Origin of the sequence: Pseudomonas sp. Au-Pse12, from assembly GCF_021341665.1 — a bacterium.
Taxonomy (GTDB): domain Bacteria; phylum Pseudomonadota; class Gammaproteobacteria; order Pseudomonadales; family Pseudomonadaceae; genus Aquipseudomonas.
Window position 1 is genome coordinate 669,606 of the sequence record NZ_JAJTTH010000003.1, and the last position, 22,229, is coordinate 691,834.

Sequence of the window (22,229 nt, forward strand, 5' to 3'; positions counted from 1 at the left end):
TCGCGAAGCCGGCGCCGCGGTCTGTCGCCGGCCACCCTGGCCCGACCCTTGCATTTACCCGGCAAAGCCCATCCAGCCTGCGTTTAAGCACTATCACGCCGTTTCTGGAGGGCGCTGCCATGGGTAAAGAACACCTTGAATATCTTAGATCTCGACCACAGCCTGACCGCCCAGGAGCCGATCATGCGGCGCCTGAAAAGCGGCCAGGCGCGGCGTCTCGACCTGCTGGACCTGGGCCCCAAGCTGCGCCTGTGGTCCACCGAACGCACCTACCGCCACTTCACCGAGCGCCTGCGCCAGCGTCCCCGGCACAGCGGCCCGCAGCCGGAAATCTTCTTTGTCGGCTCCGGTGACTATCACCACCTGACCCCGGCCTTCCTCGGCGACCTCAAGGAGCCGGTGAGCCTGATTCACTTCGACAACCACCCGGACTGGGTACGCCTGGCCCCGCGCCGGCACTGCGGTTCCTGGGTCAACCGGGCGCTGAAGCTGCCGAACATCCAGCGCATCGTCACCCTCGGCCCGTGCAGCGAAGACCTGCACAACCCGCAGTTGCGCGGCGGCAATGTCAGCGCCCTGAAGCACGGCAAGCTGCAACTGTTTCCCTGGCAGCACGCGCCGTCCAAGGTCTGGGGGCGGGTCGGCGATGGCGCCGGGCACCAGCAACAGGAAAACCACCTGCACTGGCGCAACCTGGCGGAGCTGGACTGGCAGGCCTTCCTCGAACAAATGATCGACAGCCTGCCCACCGAGGCGGTGTGGATCACCATCGACAAGGATGTGCTGGCCAGCGAGGACGCCGCCACCAATTGGGACCAGGGCGGCATGCGCCTGAGCCACCTGCTGCAGGCCCTGTGCGCACTGGCCGCACGCAAGCGGATCGTCGGCATCGACGTCTGCGGCGAATTCGCCAAGCCGGCCTTCAGCAACGCCTTCAAACGCTGGGAAGCCAAATCCGACCAGCCCCCAGCCGAGCGCTGGAGCCAGGACGACCTGTTGCGCAACTCAGTGACCAATGAAGCCCTGATTTCGCTGTTCGAGGAGCTGTTTCCGTGACCCTGACTGTTGTTCTGCTGGTGGCCTTTTCGATTCTCCTGGACGTGATCGGCCAGCTCTGTTTCAAGCTCGGCCTGGACCGCCTGCCGGAGCTGGAAGGCGGTTTTCGCCTGAACGCGTTCTGGGGCCAGGTGTTCAACGCACCCCTGCTGTGGTGTGGCATCGGCGCCTATGCGATCGAGTTTTTCGTCTGGCTCGAAGCCCTGTCCCGGGCCCCCCTGAGCCTGCTGTTCCCGGCTGCGGCCCTGGCCTATTGCGGCGTGGTACTGGCGGGCAAGGTGGTGCTGGGCGAGACCGTCAGCCGTCGTCGCTGGCTGGGCACCCTGGTGATCACCGCCGGGGTGATGCTGGTCTGCGTGGCCAGTACCTGAGCCTTATTCAACGAATAGAAGGAAGCGTTTCATGAGTTCCAATACCTCCCACGGCTGGCTGCACGAGCGTCTGGGCACCGTCGTGCTCTGGGCCCTGCTGATCGGCTTCGAGAGCGCCGGGCAGATCGCCACCAAGGTCGGTGGCGACCAGTTGGGCCAGATGGATTTCAACCTGCAATGGCTGGCGGCGGTGGCGGTCAATCCCGGCGTACTGATGGCGATTGCCTGCTACATCGGCGCGTTTTTCGTGTGGATGCTGATCCTGCGTCGCAGCAGCCTGTCCCTGGCCTTCCCCTTGAGCTCCCTGGTGTTCGTGGTGGTGCTGCTGGGGTCGTGGCTGGGCCTGGGCGAGCAGATCAGCCTGCTGCACTGGGTCGGCGTCTTCGTGATCATTGGCGGGATTGCCCTCCTGGCGGAGGGTGAAGAAGCCTGAAGGCCTCTTCGCTGGCAAGCCCGCTCCTACCGCTGGAAATAGGCGTTGTGCCCTTGTAGGCGCCGGCTTGCCGCAGAGGTCATGCCTGCTCAGGCCTTGCGGTGGGACACCAGAAAGCCCAGGCCGTGGGACACGGGAATCACTTTCACCCCCGCCGCCCGCTGCTGCTCGCGAATCTCGCGGTGGAAGGCCTTGACCTGGGTCCAGTGCATCTTCGGCCGGTAGTGATGCTCGGCGTGATAGCCGTTGTTCATCCAGATCAGGTTGTACAGCGGGCTGTAGGAACTCACGCCCCAGGCAATCGGCAGGTCGGGATTGCCCCCCAGATGCTCGTAGTAGCCATTGAGCGAAGACAACGACTGCCCCAGGTACCAGAACGGCAGCAGCACCAGTACCGCGTGCCAGTCATACAGCGCCAGCGCCAGGTAGAAGGCCACGGTGACGCCGATCTCCACCTTCACCCAGCGGGCATCGTCAGGCCGCTTGCGCTGCATTTCCTGGTAGATCTCCTTGGGGTCGTCACGGAAAAAACTCAGAAACGTGTAGGCCCAGGGGTTGTCCGGCTGGCCATCCTTGCCATGCAGGTAGATCGACAGCGGGTCGACGGTCTTGCCATTGGCGTCCGGCAGGTCGGAGTTGCCCCGGTGGTGGCGGTTGTGGATGTCACGGTACAGGGTCTGGGAAAAACCTATGGTCACCGACAGCAGCAGATCGAAGGCACGGTTCATCCACCCGGGGGTGAAATAGGCGTTGTGGATCTGATTGTGGGAAATGCTGTTGATGCTCCAGGACAGGCTGATCGCATAGAGCAGCGCAGCCGGGAAGATGATCCACCAGGACAGCGCATGGAAATCCAGCACCAGCCACAGCACAAAAGCGAAATGCGCCAGGGCCATGGTGATCGGGACCAGGTCCCAGAGGGAATAGGCGAGCAAGCGATAGGCGGGTCGAGCCATGAAGCACTTCCTGAGAAATTGAGTTCATGGCGGCTATTGCAAAGGCCAGACCAGCTTTATCGAGTGAACACTGCGGCAGGTGCTCGCGTACGGCAGCGCAGGCCTTGTTGCAGCCTGCGGCAGCGGCTGCGGGGACCTAGAACTTGTAGCTGATGGCGGTCTGGAACTGGCCCTGGTTGACCTCGCCCTTGTCCCGGACGATGGTGCTGTCCGCGGCGGAATTGACCAGGCGCGTCCAACTGGCACTGGTCACCAGCGCCCAGTTGTCCCCCAGGGGGAAATGGAAGTTCTGGCTCAGGGTGAAGTTCTGCATGCCACCGCTGGCGTTGTACTGGCCGATGCCGGAAGCCAGGGACTCCTTGGCGTCGACCCCGAAGAAGGTCTGGCTCTGGCGGCCATCGGCAAAGTGCAGGGTCAGGTTGTTGCTGCCAATGATGCCCAAGCCCAATGGGTAGCCGATCTCGCCGCCGACCTTGCCCAGCAAGCCCCCCTGGCCACCAGCGCCGCCCACCGCCTGGCCCACGGCGGCATACACCCGCCAGAAGTCGTCGGGGGCGTATTCGACGAAACCGCCGATATCGGCCATGTCACGGACATCGCGCAGGCCACGCAGCGCGCCGTCGGAATTGCGCCCCTGCAGGTAGTTGATGTACGGGCCGATGCTCAAACCATTGCTCTTGAAGGCATCCCAGGTCAGGCCATCGTCGCCGCTCAGGCTGACATCGCCCCAATCCAGGTCCATGTACGGCAACGGCACGGTGTCGTAGCTGCTGCCCGTGGGGTCGTGGGGTTGATAGCCAATGCCGAGTCCCAGTTCACCGGTGATGCCGGGGGCGGCCATGGCGCCACAGGCGAGGGTCAGGGACAGCAGGCCGGCCAGCAGGACCGGGGGAGAAAGCCTTGGCATGAATGAGTTTCCTTGTCTGAACAGGCGCGCATCAATCACCAGAGCCGCCCTTGGGCGCAAGCACTGATGTTGTTTGTAGGAAGCTACAAAAATTGTAGCCAGATCCTTACAAATCACCTACCACCTTCGCCAAAGCCCCAGCCCCGTTGGCTTATCGCCACTTGGCACAGTCCCTGCTCTACCCCTGCCGCAAGCGCAAAGAGCGCTCTTATTCAACAGGTAACAGCAGATGATGCACTGGCATATCGTATGTGACTTCGACGGGACCATCTCCCGCGCCGACGTGATCGATAACGTTCTCCAACGCTTCGCCGACCCGAGCTGGGAAGGCATCGAGCAGGAATGGCTGGACGGTCACATCGGCTCCCGTGAATGCCTCAGCCGCCAACTGGCCCTGGTCAAGGCTTCGCCCGCCGAACTGCTGGGCTACTTCGACAGCGTCGAAATCGACCCCGACTTCCCCGACTTCGTCGATCACGTGATCGGCCTGGGCGCCTCCATAGAAGTGGTCAGCGACGGCATCGAACAAGGCATCGCCCGCATCCTGGCACGCAACTACGTGACCCTGCTGCCGATCCTCGCCAACCGCCTGCGCCAGGTCGACCACAACAGCTGGCGCATCGATTTCCCCTACGCCAGCGACGCCTGCCGCGCCGCCTCCGGCAACTGCAAGTGCAAGTCCACCCCACGCGGCAAGCGCGTGCTGGTGATCGGCGACGGCCAGTCGGACATGTGCGTGGCCTCCACCGCCGACTTCGTGTTCGCCAAGGACCGCCTGGCCGACTACTGCGAACGCAACAAGATTCCCCATGCGCGGTTCGACTCCTTCGCCGAACTACCAGCGCTGTTGGCCAAGCTGCCGAACAACGCCGCCAACGCCACCAATTTCTCTCTTGAAACCCAGGAACTCTTCCACCATGTCTGATATCCGCATCGCTACCGCAGAAGACCAGATCCTTCTGGAAAAAGAAGCCAAGTACTGCTCCTACGGCGATACCGTTCACTACATCGAACCCCCGCGCATCTTCAGCCGCTGCGAAGGCTCCTACGTCTGGGACACCAGCGACCAGGCTTACCTCGACCTGCAGATGTGGTACTCGGCGGTGAACTTCGGCTACGCCAACCCACGCCTGAACAACGCCCTCAAGCAACAGATCGACACCCTGCCGCAGATCGCCAGCCAGTACCTGCACAAAGGCAAGATCGAACTGTCGGAAATGATCGCCGTGGACGCCAAGAAGAAGTTCGGCCTCGACGGTCGCGTGCACTTCAACGTCGGCGGTTCGCAGTCGGTCGAGGACTCGCTGAAAGTGGTGCGTAACGCCACCAACGGCAAGAGCCTGATGTTCGCCTTCGAAGGCGGCTACCACGGTCGCACCCTGGGCGCCTCGTCGATCACCTCCAGCTACCGCTACCGTCGCCGCTACGGCCACTTTGGCGAGCGCGCGCAGTTCATCCCGTTCCCGTATCACTTCCGCGGCCCCAAAGGCATGACCAAGGAAGAGTACGGCAGCCACTGCGTGCAGCAGTTCGCCCGTCTGTTCGAAACCGAATACAACGGTGTGTGGGACCCGAAAGTCGGCCAGAGCGAATACGCCGCCTTCTACGTCGAGCCGATCCAGGGCACCGGCGGCTACGTGATCCCGCCAATGAACTTCTACAGCGAGCTCAAGCATGTGCTGGACCAGCACGGCATCCTGATGGTGGTCGACGAAATCCAGATGGGCTTCTACCGCACCGGCAAGCTGTGGTCGATCGAGCACTTTGACGTCAAACCGGACGTGATCGTGTTCGGCAAGGCACTGACCAACGGCCTCAACCCACTGGGCGGCATCTGGGCCCGTGAAGAGCTGATCAACCCGGGCGTGTTCCCGCCAGGCTCGACTCACTCGACCTTCGCCTCCAACCCGCTGGGCACCGCCGTGGGCCTGGAAATGTTCAAGATGACCAGCGAGATCGACTACGGCGCGATGGTCATGGAGAAGGGCAAGTACTTCCTGGCCGGCCTGCAAGACCTGCAGAAGCGCTACCCGATCATCGGCGACGTCGACGGCCTGGGCCTGGCCCTGCGCTGCGAGATCTGCACCACCGACGGTTTCACCCCGGACAAGGCGACCCTGGACTACATGGTCGAGGAAGGCATGAAGGGCGACATCGAAATCAACGGCCAGCGTCTGGGCCTGATCCTCGATGTGGGCGGCTACTACAAGAACGTCATCACCCTGGCCCCGTCGCTGGAAATCAGCTACGCGGAAATCGACCTGGGCATCGCCTTGCTGGACCGCCTGCTGGATCGGGCCATGAAGCGATGAGCCAGGCTGAGATCGATCTGGGCGAAGGCGACTCAGGCTTCGTTCTCGGCACGGGTCCGGTCGGGGTCTTGTTGATCCACGGCCTGACCGGCACCCCGACGGAACTCCGTCGGGTGGCCCAGGGCCTGGTCAAGGACGGTACGTGCACGGTGTACGTACCGACCCTGCCCGGGCACTGCGGGGACAACAGCGACCTGCAGGCCACCGGCTGGCAGGACTGGTACGAAGGCGTGCGCAAGACCTTCGCCGATGTGCAGCAGCGCCACGAGCAAGTGTTCGTCGGCGGCCTGTCCATGGGCGCGGTGATGTCCATGTACCTGGCGTCCGAGCATCCGGGCCGCATCAGCGGCCTGCTGATGTACTCCACCACCCTCAAGTACGACGGCTGGAGCATCAACAAGCTGGCGTTCCTGACGCCGTTGCTGATGAAGATTCCCTTTGGCGTGCACATCTGTCGCTTCGAAGAGAAGCCGCCCTACGGGATCAAGAACGAACGCCTGCGGGCCATCGTCGAGAAGCAGATGAAGGCCGGCCAGAGCAGCGACGCAGGGCTCCTGACCATGGAGGGCGTGACGGTGCGCGAACTGCACCGGATGAACGCCGTGGTCAAGAAACGCATGCCCTCGATCATGACCCCGGCCCTGGTGCTGCACTCCAGCGAAGACGACATCACCAGCACCTGGAACGCCGACTACGTGGAGCGCAAGCTCGGTGGTCCGGTGACCAAGATCCTCCTCGACAACTGCTATCACATGATCACCGTGGACCTGCAGTACCAGCGAGTGATCGAGCTGAGCGCAGACTTCATCCAGCAGCGAGTGGTGGCGCCAGCAGTGCGCGAAGACTACCGACAACTGGCGTGACTTAAGGAAGAGACGTGATTACCGCCCAAGCCTTTTCAACCATACAGGCCATCGAACGCAGCGCCTGGAATGACTGTTTTCCAGAGGCCCTGGAGGATTGGGACTACTACCTGGCCGTGGAAAAGGCCGCCATCGCCGATTTCCGTTGGCGCTACCTGGCGGTGTACGAGGGCTCGACCCTGGTGGCGGTGGCGCCAGCCTTCACCACCCAGTATCGGCTCGATACCACGGTCTCCGGGCTGGCCAAGCGCTTCACCGAGCGCCTGGCACGCCAGTGGCCCGGTGCCCTGGAGCTGCGCCTGTACGCCATCGGCTCGCCGGTGGCCGAACAGTGCAACGCCGGCACCGCCAGCCATGTGCCCGCGCAACGTCGCCAGGAGCTGCTGGAACAGTTGCTGCAACTGGCCCGGCGCGACGCCGACAGCTTCGGCATTGGCCTGATGGCGGTCAAGGATGCGCCGAGCAACGACCAGCAATGGGCCGCCAGTTGCCTGGCCGCCGGCCTGCAAGCCATGCCGAGCCTGCCCACCGCGCTGCTGCCGGTGCCCTTTGCCTCGATCGACGCCTACCTCGGCACGCTGGGCAAATCCACCCGCAAGGACCTGCGGCGCAAGCTTCGCGCGCCGGCGCCGCGCATCGAGTGGCGACGGCAGATCGACGACGTGCTGCCCGACATCATGCGCCTCTACGAAGCCACCCTGAACCGCAGCGACCTGCAGTTCGAACGCCTGCCGGCGGAGTATTTCACCGGCATCCTCGAACAGCTGGACCAGCGCGCCGCCTGCGTCCTGTACTGGGTTCAGGATCAACTGGTGGCCTTCAACTTGGTGCTCATCGACCAGCATCGGCTGATCGACAAATTCTTTGCCCACGACTTGAACGTCACCCGTGAGCACAATCTGTATTTCCGCAGTTGGCTGGCCAACGTCGACTACTGTATTCAGCAGCGCATTCCCCTGTACGAGTGCGGTCAGGCCGGTTATGCCAGCAAGTTGCGCCTGGGTTGCCAGTTCACCGGTAACATGTTGTTTTTCCGGCATCGCAACCCCTTGCTCAATACCCTGCTCAAACTGATAAAACGCTTTGTCCGCCCGGATCGCTCCGACCCCGCCATGGCTGCTGCAATAAGCGAAAGTACATGACCAGAAAAGATCGTCGCCCTCCTCGCCCCTTCGCCATTTCCCGCTGGAGCCTGCAGCGCAAGCTGGTGCTGGCGTTCTGGCTGGTCAGCGTGATTCCCACCATGATCGCCGCGGAGCTCGCGGCCACCACGCTGTCGGAGATCTTCGACAGCAACGTGCGGATCTGGCTGCAGGAATCGACCAAGATCGTCGAGGTCGAGATCACCGAAATTCTCCATGACAACGCGCGGATCGCCCAGCTGTTCCTGCGCTACACGCGCCCGCCCACGGACCGCAATGCGGCCAAGCATGACAAGCTCACCGCCGACATCGCCGACTCCATGGGCATCGACGTGGTGGCGCTGATCCGCAAGAGCGACCACAAGGTGATGTTCACCACGGCCGCCGACGACGTGGTGGGGCAGATCAGCACTGCCTCCAATGCCGTGTTGCAGACCATCCAGGTCGGCGGCGTGGCCACTGGCGCGGTGGTCTCGACCTTCCAGACCACCCTGGACGGCGTCGACTACCAGTTGCTGATCGCCACTTACCTGGATGCCAGCTTCCTCACCAGCGTCGCCGACGTGCATTCCCTGGACCTGCGCCTGTACCTGGCCAAGGCCAATGACTTCTCGGAAATCTTCGCCACTCAGCGCTTCGAGGACCACCCGCTCAAGGTGCCGCACAAGATCGAAGACATCCTGCGCGCCACGCGCCAGCCGACCGAGCAGTTCACCAGCCGCTACAGCGGCCTGTATCGCCCGATCTTCAACGACAACGGCGAACTGGTGGGGGTGATTTTCAGTGGCCTGCTGCGTCACAGCAGCCTGGTCGGCCTAGTCAACCAGAGCAACCTGTTCATCCTGATCTTCCTGCTCAGCTCGGCCGCCTCGCTGTGCGTCGGCTGGCTGGTATCGCAGCGCCTGACCCGGCCGTTGCGCGGGTTGTCCAAGGGGGTACAGGCGGTGATCGCCGGCGACTACCGCCAGCGCGTACCGGTGATCGGTGGCGACGAGCTGGCGGAACTGAGCAGCACCTTCAACCACATGACCGAACGGCTGGGAGAGTTGCAGCACCTGGAAGCGCAGTTGCGCCGCCGCGATCGCCTGCACGCCCTGGGTGAAGTCGCCATGGGCCTGGCTCACGAGATCCGCAACCCGCTGGGCATCATCAAGACCGCCACGCAACTGCTGCACCGCCGCGCCAACCTGCCGGAAAACGACAAGCGCCACCTGGAATACGTGATCAGCGAGGTCAGCCGGATCAACGACCTGATCACCGAGTTCCTCGACTTCGCCAAGCCCAGCACGCCGATTCGCGCCACCCAGCTGGCGCGCCCGCTGGTCGAGGACCTGCTGGGCTTCTGCACCCCGGAGCTGGCCACCCACAAGATCGATGCACGCATCGACGACCAGGCCCCCGGCGCGACCATCCACGCCGACGCCCGCCAACTCAAGCAGGCGTGCCTGAACCTGATCCTCAACGCCATCGACGCGATGCCCGATGGCGGTCGCCTGACCCTGGGGATTGCCCAGCAGGACGACGAAACCATCATCAGCGTCAGCGACACCGGCCAGGGCATCGAGCCGGACATGCTGGAACGCATCTTCACCCCGTTCGTCACCACCAAGGCCTCGGGCACCGGCCTGGGATTGGCTAAAGTCTTCTCGATCATGGAAAGCCATGACGGCCACATCGAATGCGTCAGCGAAAAAGATGCTGGCGCCACCTTCAGCCTGTACATTCCGGCGAACGGTGAAGAGGACGACGAAGACAACGAGGACAGTGATGACGCATAACCTGCTGGTGGTGGATGACGAACCGAAACTCTGCGACTTGCTGTCCTCGGCCCTGAGCCAGAACGGCATCCAGGTGTTCACCGCAAGTAACGGCCTGCACGCCCTCAAGGTGCTGGAACAGGAAGACATCGACCTGGTGATCAGCGACTGGCGCATGCCCGGCATGGACGGGCCGCAACTGCTGGCGGAAATCAAGCAGCGCTACCCGCAGTTGCCGGTGATCGTGATGACCGCCTACAGCACGGTGAAAAATGCCGTGCAGTCGATGCGCAACGGCGCCTACGACTACATCGCCAAGCCCTTCGACATCGACGAGCTGGACATCACGGTCAGCAAGGCCTTGCAGTTTCGCGACATCCTCAAAGACAACCAGCGCATGCGCGCCGAGCTCGAAGAGCATCAGCAGATCGACAGCCTGGTGGGTGACAGCCCGGCCTTTCGCCAGGTGCTGCAGGCGGTGGATTCAGTGCGCGAAAGCAACGCCACCATTCTTCTGACCGGGGAAAGCGGCACCGGCAAGGAAATGGTCGCCCGGGCCATCCACAAGCATGGCAATCGCGCCGACAAACCGTTTGTTGCGGTCAATTGCGCGGCGATTCCCGAGGGCTTGCTGGAAAGCGAGATGTTCGGCCATCGCAAGGGCGCCTTCACCGGCGCCGTGGCGGACCGGGTCGGGCGCTTCCAGCAGGCCGACAAGGGCACCCTGTTTCTCGACGAGGTCGGCGACATGCCCCTGGCCCTGCAGGCCAAGATCCTCCGCGCCCTGCAAGAGCGGGTGATCGAGCCGGTGGGCGACCCACGGGAACGCAAGGTCGATGTGCGGGTGATTGCCGCGACCAACAAGAACCTGCTGGAAGCGGTGGCCAACAAGGAGTTCCGCGAAGACCTCTACTACCGCCTCAATGTGTTCCCGATCCCCTTGCCGGCGCTGCGCGAACGGGTCGAAGACATCGCCCCGCTGGCCCGGCACTTCGCCCACAGCCTGGGCGCCACCGCCGGCAAGCGCATCAGCGGCTTCAGCGCCAAGGCCCTGCAGGCCATGGCCAGCTACACCTGGCCGGGGAACATCCGCGAACTGCAGAACTGCGTGGAACGAGCCACCATCGTCGCCACCGGCCAGGTCATCGAAGAAAAGGACCTGCCGGGGTATCTGTTCGACACCCAGGCTCAGGGCGCCGAGAACAGCGCCGCCTTCAGCGTCGGCCCGCAAGTGCCCAGCGACCTGGAAGCGGCCCTGGCGGAAGTGGAAAAGGCCTACATCCTCGCGGCCCTGCAGCAGAGCAACGGCGTGCAGGCAGCCGCCGCGCAGCTGATCGGCATCTCCGAGCGCAGTTTCTGGTACCGGCTGAAGAAGCTCGGCATCCAGGTGGACAAGATCGTCCGCTGACGCGGTCAGCTGCAAGCGAAAAACTTGCCGCCTAGAGCACCCGCCCCCTCTCCAGCGGTTCGATCTGCGCCCAGTGGGAGGTGTCTTCCCGGTGGGTTTGCAGATACGGCAGCACCGCCGCCAACAGCGGCGCCTTGAAGGCTTCCTGGAAGCGGTGGGCCAGGCCCGGAATCAGTTTCAGTTGACTGCCCTGGATCTGCGCCGCCAGATGCACCCCGTGCATCACCGGCAGCAGGGGGTCGGCGGTGCCATGCACCACCAGGGTCGGCACCCGCAGTTGCTTGAGCAAGGCCACCCGACTCGGCTCGGCGAGGATCGCCATGATCTGGCGCTTGACCCCTTCCGGGTTGAACGCCCGGTCATAGGCCTGCGCAGCCTGCTGCAACAGGACCTGGCGGTCATCGCTGACCTTGGGGCTGCCCAGGGCCGCCAGCAGGTCGGCCTGCTGCTCCAGCGCTGCTTCCCGGCTCGGCGCATTGCGCCGTGAGAGCAGCTGCACCAAGGCCGCGTTCGGCGCCGGCAGGCCCTCGGCTCCGGAGCTGGTCATGATCAGGGTCAGGCTCTCGACGCGCCGCGGCTCCATGGCCGCCAGGCGCTGGGCAATCATCCCGCCCATGCTCGCCCCCAGCACATGGAACTGCTCGATATGCAGGGCGTCCATCAACCCCAGTGCGTCATCGGCCATGTCACTCAGGGTGTAGGGCGCCGCCACTGGCAAACCGAGCTTGTAGCGCAGCACTTCAAACGCCAGGTTGGCGCTGGCCGGGGCCTGGCGCCAGGTGGACAGGCCGACATCACGATTGTCATAGCGGATGACCCGAAAGCCCTGCTGACACAGGGCCACCACCACTTCATCCGGCCAGTGGATCAGTTGCCCCCCCAGGCCCATGACCAGCAGCAACGCCGGATCGGAGGTGCGGCCGATGCTCTGGTAAGCCAGGCTCACCTGCGGCAGGTCGACCCGTTGGGTCGGTACATTGACGTCGCAGCGCGCGGCCGCAAAAGACAGCTGGCCGAGCAACAGCCCGGCCAACAGCAGAAAAGTCGAAAGCAATCGTGCCCGCATGAAAAACACCGAAACGCAGAACCCCAGTAGAGCGCGAGTCTGATGAACCTGGATGATTCGCGCTGCCACAGTTGCGTGACAATTTGATGAAGATTGCCCAGCGGTAGATGCCTCGGGGGGCTGGCTGAGGTTTGCGGCTGGCTCTTCTGCCGGAATAGGCCTGCGGTTCAATCCGCGCGCAATGGTCGACAAGCTCCGACAACATGAGACAAACTCAACCCTTTCGATTTATCCACAAAATTCACTCATGGAGACCCTGGTGCTCGAAATCCGTCACCTGAAGACCCTGCACGCCTTGCGCGAAGCCGACAGCCTGGTTGAAGCCGCTGAACGCCTGCACCTGACCCAGTCCGCCCTGTCCCATCAGTTCAAGGAGCTGGAAGAGCGCCTGGGCATGCCGCTGTTCGTGCGCAAGACCAAGCCGGTACGCTTCACCAGCGCCGGCCTGCGCCTGCTGCAACTGGCGGATGCGACCCTGCCCCTGCTGCGCGGCGCCGAACGCGATATTGCCCGACTGGCCGGCGGCACCGCCGGGCGCCTGCACATGGCCATCGAATGCCACAGCTGCTTCCAGTGGCTGATGCCGACCATCGACCAGTTCCGCGATGCCTGGCCGGAAGTGGAACTGGACCTGGCCTCCGGCTTCTCGTTCGCCCCGCTGCCCGCCCTGGCCCGCGGCGACCTGGACCTGGTGGTGACCTCCGACCCGCTGGAGCTGGCAGGCATCACCTACGTGCCGCTGTTCACCTATGAGGCCATGCTCGCCGTGGCCAACCAGCACCCGTTGGCGAACAAGCCGTACATCGTCCCGGAAGACCTGCTGAGCGAAACCCTGATCACCTACCCGGTGGAACGCGACCGCCTGGACATTTTCACCCGTTTCCTCGAACCGGCAGACATCGAGCCGGCTCAGGTGCGCACCTCGGAGTTGACGGTGATGATGATGCAGCTGGTGGCCAGCGGCCGCGGTGTATGCGGCATGCCCCACTGGGCTTTGCACGAGTACAGCTCGCGGGGGTATGTGAAGGCCAAGCGGCTCGGGGAAAAGGGCCTGTTCGCCACCCTGTACGCGGCGATTCGCGCCGACATGCTGGATGCGCCCTACATGCGCGACTTCCTGCTGACGGCCAAGGACACCTCGTTCTCGACCCTGGATGGCGTCAGCGCCGTACGCTGAACACCGGCTTGCCAGCGACCCGGGCCGCACAGCCCGGGTCAACCTTCGGCCGGCAACGCCCGCCACATGTGGATCTTGTCGAAATACTCCTCGCCCACGCGCACCGCCAGAGGTTCCAGGCCGAACTGGACGAAGCCGCAGCGCTTATACAGGGACAGCGCGGCATCATTACCGGCGGTCACCGTCAGTTGAATCAGGCGCAACCCTTCATATTCAGCGGCCTCGGCCAGCAGGCCCTGGACCAGCCGGTAGCCCAGCCCGCTGTTGCGCTGCGCGCCGGTGACGTAGAGGCCAAACAGGGTCGCCTTGTGCCTGGCCTTCTCCCGCAGCTCGAAGGCCAGGCCGACCATCCCCAGCAAGCGCCCTTGGCAAAAGGCCCCCAGCAACACATCGAGCTCGCCGTCCAGGCGAGCGGCCCACCAGGCCAGGGGCAGTTTTTCCCGCTCTTTGACGCTGGAGGTGAAGGCCTGGGGATGGCGCTCATAGGCTTCGAGCATCAGGGCCCGGTATTGCTCGACATCCTCAGGGGTCAGGCGCTGGATCTGCATGCTCAATCGAGGGTCTTCTGTCCGCTAATGAATGAAACGCATTTTATCCTGCGGCCCTGCGCTTCATGAATGGCCACGGTGGCCAGGGGTGCACGGCCGTCGGCGGCTGATCAGCTCACGCGCCGCGGTTCGAACATCAGGCGCACGGCCAGCCCCGCCAGCACAAAGCCCATGACATAGCGCTGCACCGAGAGCCAGGTGGGGTTGCTGGCGAACCAGGAGGCAATGCCTGCGGCAAACAGGGCAATCAGCAGGTTCACCGAAAAGCTCACGCTGATCTGGGTCAGGCCGAGAATGATGCTCTGGGAGAACACCGAACCGTGCTCAGGGTTGATGAACTGCGGAAAGATCGACAGGTAGAACATCGCGATCTTGGGGTTCAGGGCACTGGTCAGAAACCCCATGGTCACCAGTTTGCGTGGTGAGTCCGCCGGCAACTGCTGGGCTTCGAAGGGCGAGCGCGCGCCGGGCTTGAGGGCCTGCCAGGCCAGCCACAGCAGGTACAGGGCGCCGGCCCACTTGAGTATTTCATAGGCCATCGGCACCGCCATGAACACCGCGGTCAGGCCCAGCGCAGCGGCGAACAGGTGAACGAAGAATCCCCCCACGACCCCCAATAACGACGTCACCCCGGCCTTGCGCCCCTGGCAGATCGAACGGGAAATCAGGTAGATCATGTTCGGCCCCGGGGTCAGCACCATCAGCAGGGAAGCAGCGGCGAAGATCAGGTAGTCGTGAAGTGGAATCATGGCAATCCTTGGCAATCGGAAGGGGTCAGTCGAAGCTCGTTTGAGCCTGGCGATAAAACGGCAAGATCAGATTGCGTGTCAACGGTGCCAGGTACAAATCACCGTCACCGGCCGGATCGATCCAGCGCACTTCCTCGATTTCCGCCGCGGGAGTCACCGGGCTGTCGATGTGGACCAGGAACACCTCGGCCTCCACCACATGCCCCGGCTCATTGGCCGCCGGTGCCGAGAATTGCTGCAGGTAGCGCGCCTGGGCCGGATCGATGCGCAGCCCCAGTTCTTCTTCCAGCTCGCGGGCCAGGGCGTGCAACGGTTGCTCACCGGCCTCGATCTTGCCGCCTGGCTGCATGAAGGCCTGGGTGCCACGCTTGCGCACCAGCAGGGTCTGGCCGTCGGCACCGATCAACAGCGCGGCGGCAATACGAATGATGGAGGGTGCAGCAACAGAAGACAGCGACATGGGAACCCGGGAGCCTTGAGAGTGGAGGCGCAAGGATCACATGTCCGGCGGTGGGCCGTCATCCGCCGCCGGCACTTTTCGATACACCCAGCACTTCGCGTCAGGCCCGCGCCGGCTGCTCCTGGGGCAGTTTGACGAACACGCTGTAACGCGCGCCTTCCATGGTTTCAAAGGCGATCAGCTTGTCCACCAGGGGCAGGTTGAGCACCTTGCCGGCGTTGAGCAAAAGCATGCCGTTGTCGGCATTCAGGTTACGCGCCAGGACCATTCCCGCCGTCAGCTCCCGGGTAGTGAGGACCTTCACCGCAGGGTCGCCCAGGGTCACATCGCTGAGGTACACCGAACACACCTGTATGAAGCCTTCCACCAGGTCCGGATCGTACAGCCGGCCCGCGTACTTGCGGATGAACACCAGGGCTTCATCGCTGTTCATGTGCCGCTCCAGGATCAGCCCGCACTGCAACTCGATGAAGTCCACCGCCAGCTTGAGCAGCCGCGAACCGAGGGGAATCGCCTCGCCCTTGAGGTGGTCGGGAAAACCGCTGCCGTCCCAGTGTTCCTGGTGATGGCGGATCAGCCGCGCGGCGTCCTGCACCGGCTCCAGGGTCATCAGCAGCGACTCGCTCTGCGCCGGATAGGCCCGATAACGCTCGCGCTGGTGGTGATGCAGCAGGTCCGCCGGGCTGATCATCATGCTGTCGCTCCAGCTCAGCTTGCCGATGTTGTGCAGCGCCGCGGCCATGGCCAGGTCGCGCTGGGCACTGGCGTCGATGCCATGGACCTTGCAGTAGGCGCGCACCAGTTCGATGACCCGCCGGTTGGTCTGCTTGTCCGCGGGCAGGCGCTGGTTGACCAGCAGGGAAAACAGCTCGGCGCCAGTGGCATAGCTGTGCTTGAGCTCCTCATAGGCCAGGTCGAGCATGTCGGCGGTTTGCTGCAGCTCCGCGGTGCGCGCGGCGACGCGTTTTTCCAGCTGCACATTGAGCGCCTTGAGCTCGGCGTTCTGCTGCTGGGCCAAGCGTTCCAGGCGCAGGCGTTCGCGCTCGGAGTGCTGATGCTCCAGGGCCTGGCGCAAGGCCAGCAGCAGCTCCTGGTCATCCGAGGATTTGCTCAGGTAGCGGTAGATCTCCCCTTCGTTGATGGCCTTGGCGATCAATTTCAGGTCCGGGTCACCGGTCAGCAGAATGCGCGTGGTGGTCGGGTACTGCTGATGCACCCGCGCCAGCAGGCTCGGGCCATCCATCTGCGGCAGATGGGCGGCGCTGATCACCAGGTCCACGTCCTGGCGGGCCAGGATCTGCAGGGCCTGGGCAGCGTCGCGGGCGAAATGCAGTGTGTAGGGAAGAGGGCTGAGCAATTGCTGCAGGCGTTGCAGGATGGCGTCCTGGCTATCCACCAACAGCATCTCGGGTCGGCGTGTGGCAGTGGCAACGTTTAGCTCACCCATAAGACACCTCGGGTCAACGTTGATGCACGCATCCTTGATCGTTCGAGCTGGCAACGCTATTCCGTGTTGCCTGATTGAAGACTAGAAGAATTTCCAGTTGCGATGATGGCTTTTTAATGCCATCGATCCGCTGCAGGTGCTCCAGCGGCTTCGGCGGCGAGCGCTGCGGGCACGCCGCACTCGCCGCGAAGGCCTTCATTGGGCGGCTTTGGTGCCGGAGCCAAAGGAAGCGAAACGCTTGTTGAAACCGGCGATGCGGCCTTCGGACTGGGTCTTGCGCTGCTGGCCGGTGTACACCGGGTGCGAAGCGCTGGACACGTCCAGGGTCACGTACGGGTAGGTCTTGCCGTCGCTGTAGGTGTGCGTGCGATCGGTGTCGACGGTGGAGCCGATGAGAAAGTACACGTCGGCAGCGGTATCGTGAAAAAGCACGGTGCGGTAATCGGGGTGGATGTCGGGTTTCATCGGGGTCTCCAGCGGATGGGATAAAAAAGATGTTATACAGTAACAACAAAACCCATTCAAACGAGAATTTATCGCAATAAGAACCTGCAACAATGGTCTAACTCCAGCCTCGCCACCCGGATTCAGGCTTGCCCACACGGCCTCAGCGGGCCAGTATGCTGGGCTGCAACGCTCTGCCACAGCCATGAATTCCTATAAGAACTACCTGTGCAGCCCACCGTCCCCGCCGTTCGGTGCCGCTGTCGATTACCCGTTATCCAGGCACCCGGTGCCTGATTGACCTGATGAGTCCGAACCAAGGAAACCGTATGAGCCTGTCCCTTCTGAGCCGCTACGCCTTCTTTGCCGCCTGTGTGATGTTCACCCTCGCCAGCCTGCCCTTTCTCGAACACGACTGGCTCTGGCCATTCACCCTGGTCACCGGCCTGCTGAGCCTGCTGGGGATCTTCGATTTGCTGCAAAGCCCGCACGCGGTGCGCCGCAACTACCCGATCCTGGGCAATATCCGTTACCTGGTGGAAGGCATTCGCCCAGAGATCCGCCAGTACCTGCTGGAGTCCGACAGCGACGCCCTGCCCTTTTCCCGCGCCCAGCGCTCGCTGGTGTACTCGCGGGCCAAGAACGAAAGCGCCGACAAACCCTTCGGCACCCTGATCGACGTCTACCAGTCGGGCTTCGAGTTCATCGGCCACTCCATGCGCCCGGCGCCCCTGAGCGACCCCAGCAGCTTTCGCGTGACGGTCGGTGGCCCGCAATGCACCCAGCCTTATTCGGCCTCGGTATTCAACATCTCGGCGATGAGCTTCGGCTCCCTCAGCGCCAACGCCATCCGCGCCCTGAACCAAGGCGCCAAGCTCGGCAACTTCGCCCACGACACCGGTGAAGGCAGCATCAGCCCCTACCACCGCGAACACGGCGGCGACCTGACCTGGGAACTGGGCAGCGGCTACTTCGGCTGCCGCACCGCCGACGGCCGCTTCGACCCCGAGCGCTTCGCCGCCCAGGCGCAGAACCCGCAAGTGCGGATGATCGAAATCAAGATGAGCCAGGGCGCCAAGCCCGGCCACGGCGGCATCCTGCCCAAGCACAAGGTGACCCAGGAAATTGCCGACACCCGCGGCATCCGCATGGGTGAGGACTGCATTTCGCCGTCGAGCCACAGCGCCTTTTCCACCCCGATCGAAATGATGCACTTCATCCAGCAACTGCGTGAGCTGTCCGGCGGCAAACCGGTGGGCTTCAAGTTCTGCCTGGGCCACCCGTGGGAATTCATGGGCATTGCCAAGGCCATGCTGGAAACCGGCATCCTCCCGGACTTCATCGTGGTCGACGGCAAGGAAGGCGGCACCGGCGCGGCACCGGTGGAATTCACCGACCACATCGGCGCACCGATGCGCGAAGGCCTGCTGTTCGTCCACAACACCCTGGTGGGCCTGAACCTGCGGGACAAGATCAAGCTCGGCGCCAGCGGCAAGATCGTCAGCGCCTTCGACATCGCCAGCGTGCTGGCCATCGGCGCCGACTGGGCCAACTCGGCCCGCGGCTTCATGTTCGCCATCGGCTGCATCCAGTCGCAAAGCTGCCACACCAACAAGTGCCCGACCGGCGTGGCCACCCAGGACAACCTGCGCCAGCGCGCCCTGGTGGTGCCGGACAAGGCCCAGCGGGTGTTCAGTTTCCACCGCAACACCCTCAAGGCCCTGGCGGAAATGCTCGCCGCCGCCGGCCTGCAACACCCTTCGCAACTGGAAGCCAAGCACCTGGTGCGGCGCATGTCGGCCACCGAGATCAAGCTGTTCTCCCAGCTGCACGTGTTCCTCAAGCCCGGCGAACTGCTGACCGGCGCGGTCAATGGCGAGTTCTACTCACGCATGTGGCAACTGGCCCGGGCCGACAGCTTCGAGCCCAACACCGAAGCCGCGGCTTAACCCCTATTGCCCGACGCTGCCCGGTTGCCGGGGGGCGCCGGGCGACAGCCAAGGAAGATTGCAATGCTCAAGGTCATCGCTGAAGACTTCATCCACCCCGAACACCTGGACACGGTGCGCCCGTGGTACGCCGAACTGGTGGAAAAAACCCGCCAGGAACCGCTGTGCATCGCCTACGATCTGTTCGTTGATCAGAAAGACCCCGGGCACTTCATCTTCGTCGAACAGTGGCCGGACCAAGCCGCCCTCGACGCCCACTGCCAGACCGAGCACTTCACCCGCCTGGTGCCGCAGATCAACGCCTTCCAGCGCCGCGAATGCCGCGTGCTGCTGATGGACGAATGCTAGGAAACCCACCCCAGCCCTTGCTTGACCGGACCACCGAAAGCAGCCCCCAGCCTCACTGACCTTTCGGAGATCCGTCATGCCCCTGCTGTCATTCGAACACCTGTCCCACCAACTGCCGAGTCCCTGGCAATCCACGCGGGTGGGCCAGGTCGGCCCGGCCCGCATCAAGGTGCTGCGCATGGACGAGCAGCCCTACCCGGAAGAAACCCACGACTACAACGAAGGCCTGCTGGTGACCCAGGGCTGCCTGCGCCTGGGCATTGGCCAGGCCACCGTGGAAGTCGTGGCGGGCCAGATGTACCTGGTGGAGGCCGGCCAGCCCCACAGCGTGCTGCCCGGCAGCCACGGCACCCTGGTGATCATCGACGTCTAGCCTGTCCCTCATCGACTCAATCACGGTAACCACCTGCCCCAAGGTCGGTCCGACCCGAGGGCCCATGCACGGAGAAGCCCATGCCTCGTCGTCTATTTGCAGTGATCGCTCTAGTGATGTCCTTCAACAGCGCCTTTGCCGGCGAACGCTGGCAGACCCTGCCACCCACGCCCGCGCCGGTGGCCGGGGCGCAAGCCGGTGATGCCGAGGTCAATGGCATCCGCCTGCACTACAGCACGCTCGGCCACGGCTCGCCGGTGGTGCTGCTGCATGGTGGCCTGGGCAATGCCGACTACTGGGGGCTGCAGGCCAAGGCCCTGGCCGCCCGGCACACGGTGATCAGCGTCGACAGCCGCGGCCACGGGCGCAGCACGCGGGATGCCCGGCCCTACGGCTACGACCTGATGGCCGATGACGTGATCGCCCTGCTGGACCAGTTGCAGATCCCCCGTGCCGACTTCGTCGGCTGGAGCGACGGCGCGATCCTCGGCCTGGACCTGGCCATGCGCTACCCGCAGCGGGTCGGCAAGGTCTTCGCCTACGCCGCCAACACCCAGACCTCCGGGGTCAAGGAAGGCGTGGAAAACAACCCGACCTTCGCCGCCTACATCGAGCGGGCCGGCCAGGAATACGCCCGGCTGTCACCGACGCCCAAGGAGTACCCGGCCTTTGTCGAGCAGATCGGCCACATGTGGGCCAGCCAACCGAACTGGAGCGACGCTGACCTCGCGCGGATCAAGGCGCCGGTGCTGATCGTCGATGGTGACCACGATGAAGCCATCAAGCGCGAGCACACCCAATACATGGCCGCGACCATTCCCGGCGCCGGGCTACTGATTCTGCCGAACGTCAGCCACTTCGCCTTCCTCCAGGACCCGGGCCTGTTCAACGCGGCCCTGGAGCACTTCCTCGACGAAAAATAGCCCGGCACTCGCCTTCGGCTACTGCCACGGATGCCCCCTTTAGCGGGGACATCCACGGGCGCCAATATGCATAAACGCATAACATTAATTGCATTGACGCATAAAGCCTCTAAGGTTGTTTTCAGGCCCGGTCAGCGCAGGCCATCGAGGCTGGCCCAGCGCAGCAACAGGCTCCCGAGCCCGGCTACTGGCCGTAGCCCAACAGGCAACCACTACCCAGCCGGAGGCTGGTTTTCATTCATGGAGGATGAACATGCCCACTAGCAACTTGACCCCAAGCAGCCCCCCCCAGGCCCTGCCCCAGTGCCTGGCCGGTACGCTGCTGGACCCGCAACTGAGCGAAGCCGATCCCCACGCCGAAGCGGCGCCCCAGGCCGCTGCCCGGCTGAACTTCAGCGTGCAGCCGCAAACCCAGAGCAACTGGTGCTGGGCAGCCCTGTCCGCTTCGGTCGGCAACTATTACGGCACCGGGTCCTGGACCCAATGCGCAGTGGCCAATGCCGAGCTGGGCCGCCACTCCTGCTGCAGCCAGCCCGGGCCGTGCAACGTCTACGGCTACCTGGACTCGGCCCTGCGTACCACCCGCTGCTACGGCGGCATGCGTGAAGACCGAATGCAGATGCCGGCCATCGACAACCAGCTGGGCATGGGCCGCCCCGTGGGCCTGCGCTGCGCCTGGTACGGCGGTGGCGCGCATTTCCTGACGATCTACGGCAGCGATGGCGGCTACATCCTGGTGGCGGATTCGATCTACGGCTACTCGACACGCGCCCTGAACAGCTTCCCCGCCTCCTACAACGGCGGCGGCCACTGGACCCACACCTACTTCACCCGGAAAAACTAGGAGGCGTCATGCAACTGACTTACCCCAAGGCGCCTGTCGATGGCGTCCAGCACCTGCGTTCGGCACTCCAGGCGGCCTTGCAGACCCAGGGTTTCGGCATCAACCACGGGTTTGCCCAGGCCCGCGCCGGCAACCTGAACCTGTCCCAGGCCTTTCGCGGCTACACCCTGGGCCTGGAGGACCTGGCCCAGGGCAAAGGGCTGGCCGAGGCCAAGGCCGGTGACTGGCACTACCTGGTGTTCGACGCCGGGGTGTCGATCGCCGATGCGCAACTGAGCGAGGTGGCCGGCAAGCTCGGCTTCTCGGCGCTGAACCACGGTGCCCTGGCGGCGTCCGCGGTCAGTGCCCTGGAACTTGCCGAACAGGCTCCCCAGCTGCAGGGCAAAAGCTATGAGCTGCGCTTGCTGTTCGTCCCGGCCCTGCAAGTGACCGCGATCTGGCTGCACGGCAGCGGCGAAGATCAGCTGATTCCCATCGAACCCACGCCGAAAACCCTGGCCACCCGGCAGCTCTACAGCGAGACAGCGTTGCTGGCCCTGCTGAGGGCCCCGGCCCAACAGGCCAAGGCCATCTTCGACGCCGACAGCAGCGGCACCCTGGGCGGCTGACCCGGGCAAAAAAAATCCGGCGGCCTTGGCAGGCCGCCGGATTGCGTGTCTCAGCTTTTCAGCCGGTGATGCTCAAGCCAGCCGCATC

24 protein-coding genes are annotated in these 22,229 nt (G+C 63.9%); 16 read left to right on the forward strand and 8 right to left on the reverse strand.

Annotated elements, in window-relative coordinates:
* The first annotated feature begins 135 nt into the window (after positions 1 to 135).
* The 3 genes from LXM55_RS11520 to LXM55_RS11530 are packed head-to-tail and all read left to right on the forward strand — an operon-like array spanning position 136 to position 1,860.
* A complete protein-coding gene (locus LXM55_RS11520) occupies positions 136 to 1,056 on the forward strand; it encodes an arginase (protein ID WP_233320470.1) in 921 nt (306 codons plus the stop codon).
* Positions 1,053 to 1,427, forward strand: coding sequence for an EamA family transporter (locus tag LXM55_RS11525; RefSeq protein WP_060840813.1), 375 nt, complete (start codon positions 1,053 to 1,055; stop codon positions 1,425 to 1,427). The genes LXM55_RS11520 and LXM55_RS11525 overlap by 4 nt, the downstream gene beginning before the upstream one ends.
* A 31-nt stretch (positions 1,428 to 1,458) precedes the next feature.
* Positions 1,459 to 1,860 (forward strand): EamA family transporter, encoded by a 402-nt coding sequence (locus LXM55_RS11530; protein WP_233320471.1) that lies wholly within the window; start codon positions 1,459 to 1,461, stop codon positions 1,858 to 1,860.
* Positions 1,861 to 1,949: 89 nt separating this feature from the next.
* On the opposite strand, the gene LXM55_RS11535 is transcribed toward LXM55_RS11530, so the two are convergent.
* Together LXM55_RS11535 and LXM55_RS11540 are read right to left on the reverse strand one after the other, a co-directional pair.
* The gene (locus LXM55_RS11535) at positions 1,950 to 2,816 is read right to left on the reverse strand and encodes a fatty acid desaturase family protein (RefSeq protein WP_233320472.1); all 867 of its coding nucleotides are present in this window, start codon (positions 2,814 to 2,816) and stop codon (positions 1,950 to 1,952) included.
* Positions 2,817 to 2,952: 136 nt separating this feature from the next.
* Positions 2,953 to 3,723 carry a MipA/OmpV family protein gene (locus tag LXM55_RS11540; protein WP_233320473.1) on the reverse strand — a complete coding sequence of 257 codons (771 nt, stop codon included), beginning with the start codon at positions 3,721 to 3,723 and terminating at the stop codon, positions 2,953 to 2,955.
* A 229-nt stretch (positions 3,724 to 3,952) separates the two neighbouring features.
* On the opposite strand from LXM55_RS11540, the gene LXM55_RS11545 reads away from it, so the two are divergent.
* The 6 genes from LXM55_RS11545 to LXM55_RS11570 are packed head-to-tail and all read left to right on the forward strand — an operon-like array spanning position 3,953 to position 11,205.
* Positions 3,953 to 4,648, forward strand: coding sequence for an HAD-IB family phosphatase (locus tag LXM55_RS11545; protein ID WP_011063137.1), 696 nt, complete (start codon positions 3,953 to 3,955; stop codon positions 4,646 to 4,648).
* On the forward strand, positions 4,641 to 6,035 hold the full coding sequence (locus LXM55_RS11550; protein WP_011063138.1) for an aspartate aminotransferase family protein: 1,395 nt from the start codon (positions 4,641 to 4,643) through the stop codon (positions 6,033 to 6,035). Before LXM55_RS11545 ends, LXM55_RS11550 begins: the two co-directional genes overlap by 8 nt.
* Entirely contained in the window at positions 6,032 to 6,898 is an 867-nt protein-coding gene (locus tag LXM55_RS11555) for an alpha/beta hydrolase (RefSeq protein WP_233320474.1), read from the forward strand. Before LXM55_RS11550 ends, LXM55_RS11555 begins: the two co-directional genes overlap by 4 nt.
* Before the next feature lie 14 nt (positions 6,899 to 6,912).
* Positions 6,913 to 8,040 (forward strand): GNAT family N-acetyltransferase, encoded by a 1,128-nt coding sequence (locus LXM55_RS11560; RefSeq protein ID WP_233320475.1) that lies wholly within the window; start codon positions 6,913 to 6,915, stop codon positions 8,038 to 8,040.
* Complete coding sequence (locus LXM55_RS11565) at positions 8,037 to 9,818, forward strand: sensor histidine kinase (RefSeq protein ID WP_233320476.1); 1,782 nt, start codon at positions 8,037 to 8,039, stop codon at positions 9,816 to 9,818. Before LXM55_RS11560 ends, LXM55_RS11565 begins: the two co-directional genes overlap by 4 nt.
* Positions 9,808 to 11,205 (forward strand): sigma-54-dependent transcriptional regulator, encoded by a 1,398-nt coding sequence (locus LXM55_RS11570; protein ID WP_233320477.1) that lies wholly within the window; start codon positions 9,808 to 9,810, stop codon positions 11,203 to 11,205. Before LXM55_RS11565 ends, LXM55_RS11570 begins: the two co-directional genes overlap by 11 nt.
* 31 nt (positions 11,206 to 11,236) lie before the next feature.
* Here the strand turns inward: LXM55_RS11570 and LXM55_RS11575 are convergent, their stop codons facing one another.
* On the reverse strand, positions 11,237 to 12,271 hold the full coding sequence (locus LXM55_RS11575; RefSeq protein ID WP_233320478.1) for an alpha/beta fold hydrolase: 1,035 nt from the start codon (positions 12,269 to 12,271) through the stop codon (positions 11,237 to 11,239).
* A gap of 259 nt (positions 12,272 to 12,530) precedes the next feature.
* On the opposite strand from LXM55_RS11575, the gene metR reads away from it, so the two are divergent.
* Positions 12,531 to 13,448, forward strand: coding sequence for a transcriptional regulator MetR (gene metR, locus LXM55_RS11580; RefSeq protein ID WP_233320479.1), 918 nt, complete (start codon positions 12,531 to 12,533; stop codon positions 13,446 to 13,448).
* A 38-nt stretch (positions 13,449 to 13,486) separates the two neighbouring features.
* On the opposite strand, the gene LXM55_RS11585 is transcribed toward metR, so the two are convergent.
* From LXM55_RS11585 to LXM55_RS11605, 5 genes are all read right to left on the reverse strand, one after another.
* Positions 13,487 to 13,996 carry a GNAT family N-acetyltransferase gene (locus tag LXM55_RS11585; RefSeq protein WP_233320522.1) on the reverse strand — a complete coding sequence of 170 codons (510 nt, stop codon included), beginning with the start codon at positions 13,994 to 13,996 and terminating at the stop codon, positions 13,487 to 13,489.
* A gap of 110 nt (positions 13,997 to 14,106) precedes the next feature.
* The gene (locus tag LXM55_RS11590) at positions 14,107 to 14,745 is read right to left on the reverse strand and encodes a LysE family translocator (RefSeq protein WP_233320480.1); all 639 of its coding nucleotides are present in this window, start codon (positions 14,743 to 14,745) and stop codon (positions 14,107 to 14,109) included.
* A gap of 25 nt (positions 14,746 to 14,770) precedes the next feature.
* Entirely contained in the window at positions 14,771 to 15,205 is a 435-nt protein-coding gene (locus LXM55_RS11595; RefSeq protein WP_233320481.1) for an NUDIX hydrolase, read from the reverse strand.
* 100 nt (positions 15,206 to 15,305) lie between these two features.
* Positions 15,306 to 16,652, reverse strand: a complete 1,347-nt coding sequence (locus LXM55_RS11600; protein ID WP_233320482.1) for an HD domain-containing phosphohydrolase — start codon at positions 16,650 to 16,652, stop codon at positions 15,306 to 15,308.
* Between the two features lie 195 nt (positions 16,653 to 16,847).
* Positions 16,848 to 17,117, reverse strand: a complete 270-nt coding sequence (locus LXM55_RS11605; RefSeq protein ID WP_233320483.1) for a type B 50S ribosomal protein L31 — start codon at positions 17,115 to 17,117, stop codon at positions 16,848 to 16,850.
* Positions 17,118 to 17,425: 308 nt separating this feature from the next.
* Between LXM55_RS11605 and LXM55_RS11610 the strand changes: the two genes are divergently transcribed.
* The 6 genes from LXM55_RS11610 to LXM55_RS11635 all read left to right on the forward strand — a co-directional run bounded on the left by LXM55_RS11610 (position 17,426) and on the right by LXM55_RS11635 (position 22,141).
* Positions 17,426 to 19,045: an FMN-binding glutamate synthase family protein gene (locus LXM55_RS11610; RefSeq protein WP_233320484.1), complete on the forward strand. Its 1,620-nt coding sequence runs from the start codon at positions 17,426 to 17,428 to the stop codon at positions 19,043 to 19,045.
* A 63-nt stretch (positions 19,046 to 19,108) separates the two neighbouring features.
* Positions 19,109 to 19,393 (forward strand): putative quinol monooxygenase, encoded by a 285-nt coding sequence (locus LXM55_RS11615; protein WP_233320485.1) that lies wholly within the window; start codon positions 19,109 to 19,111, stop codon positions 19,391 to 19,393.
* Between the two features lie 76 nt (positions 19,394 to 19,469).
* Positions 19,470 to 19,766, forward strand: coding sequence for a cupin domain-containing protein (locus LXM55_RS11620; protein WP_233320486.1), 297 nt, complete (start codon positions 19,470 to 19,472; stop codon positions 19,764 to 19,766).
* Between the two features lie 80 nt (positions 19,767 to 19,846).
* Positions 19,847 to 20,689 carry an alpha/beta fold hydrolase gene (locus tag LXM55_RS11625; RefSeq protein WP_233320487.1) on the forward strand — a complete coding sequence of 281 codons (843 nt, stop codon included), beginning with the start codon at positions 19,847 to 19,849 and terminating at the stop codon, positions 20,687 to 20,689.
* A 253-nt stretch (positions 20,690 to 20,942) separates the two neighbouring features.
* Positions 20,943 to 21,533: a papain-like cysteine protease family protein gene (locus LXM55_RS11630; RefSeq protein WP_233320488.1), complete on the forward strand. Its 591-nt coding sequence runs from the start codon at positions 20,943 to 20,945 to the stop codon at positions 21,531 to 21,533.
* Positions 21,534 to 21,541: 8 nt separating this feature from the next.
* A complete protein-coding gene (locus LXM55_RS11635; protein ID WP_233320489.1) occupies positions 21,542 to 22,141 on the forward strand; it encodes a hypothetical protein in 600 nt (199 codons plus the stop codon).
* Positions 22,142 to 22,229 lie beyond the last annotated feature (88 nt).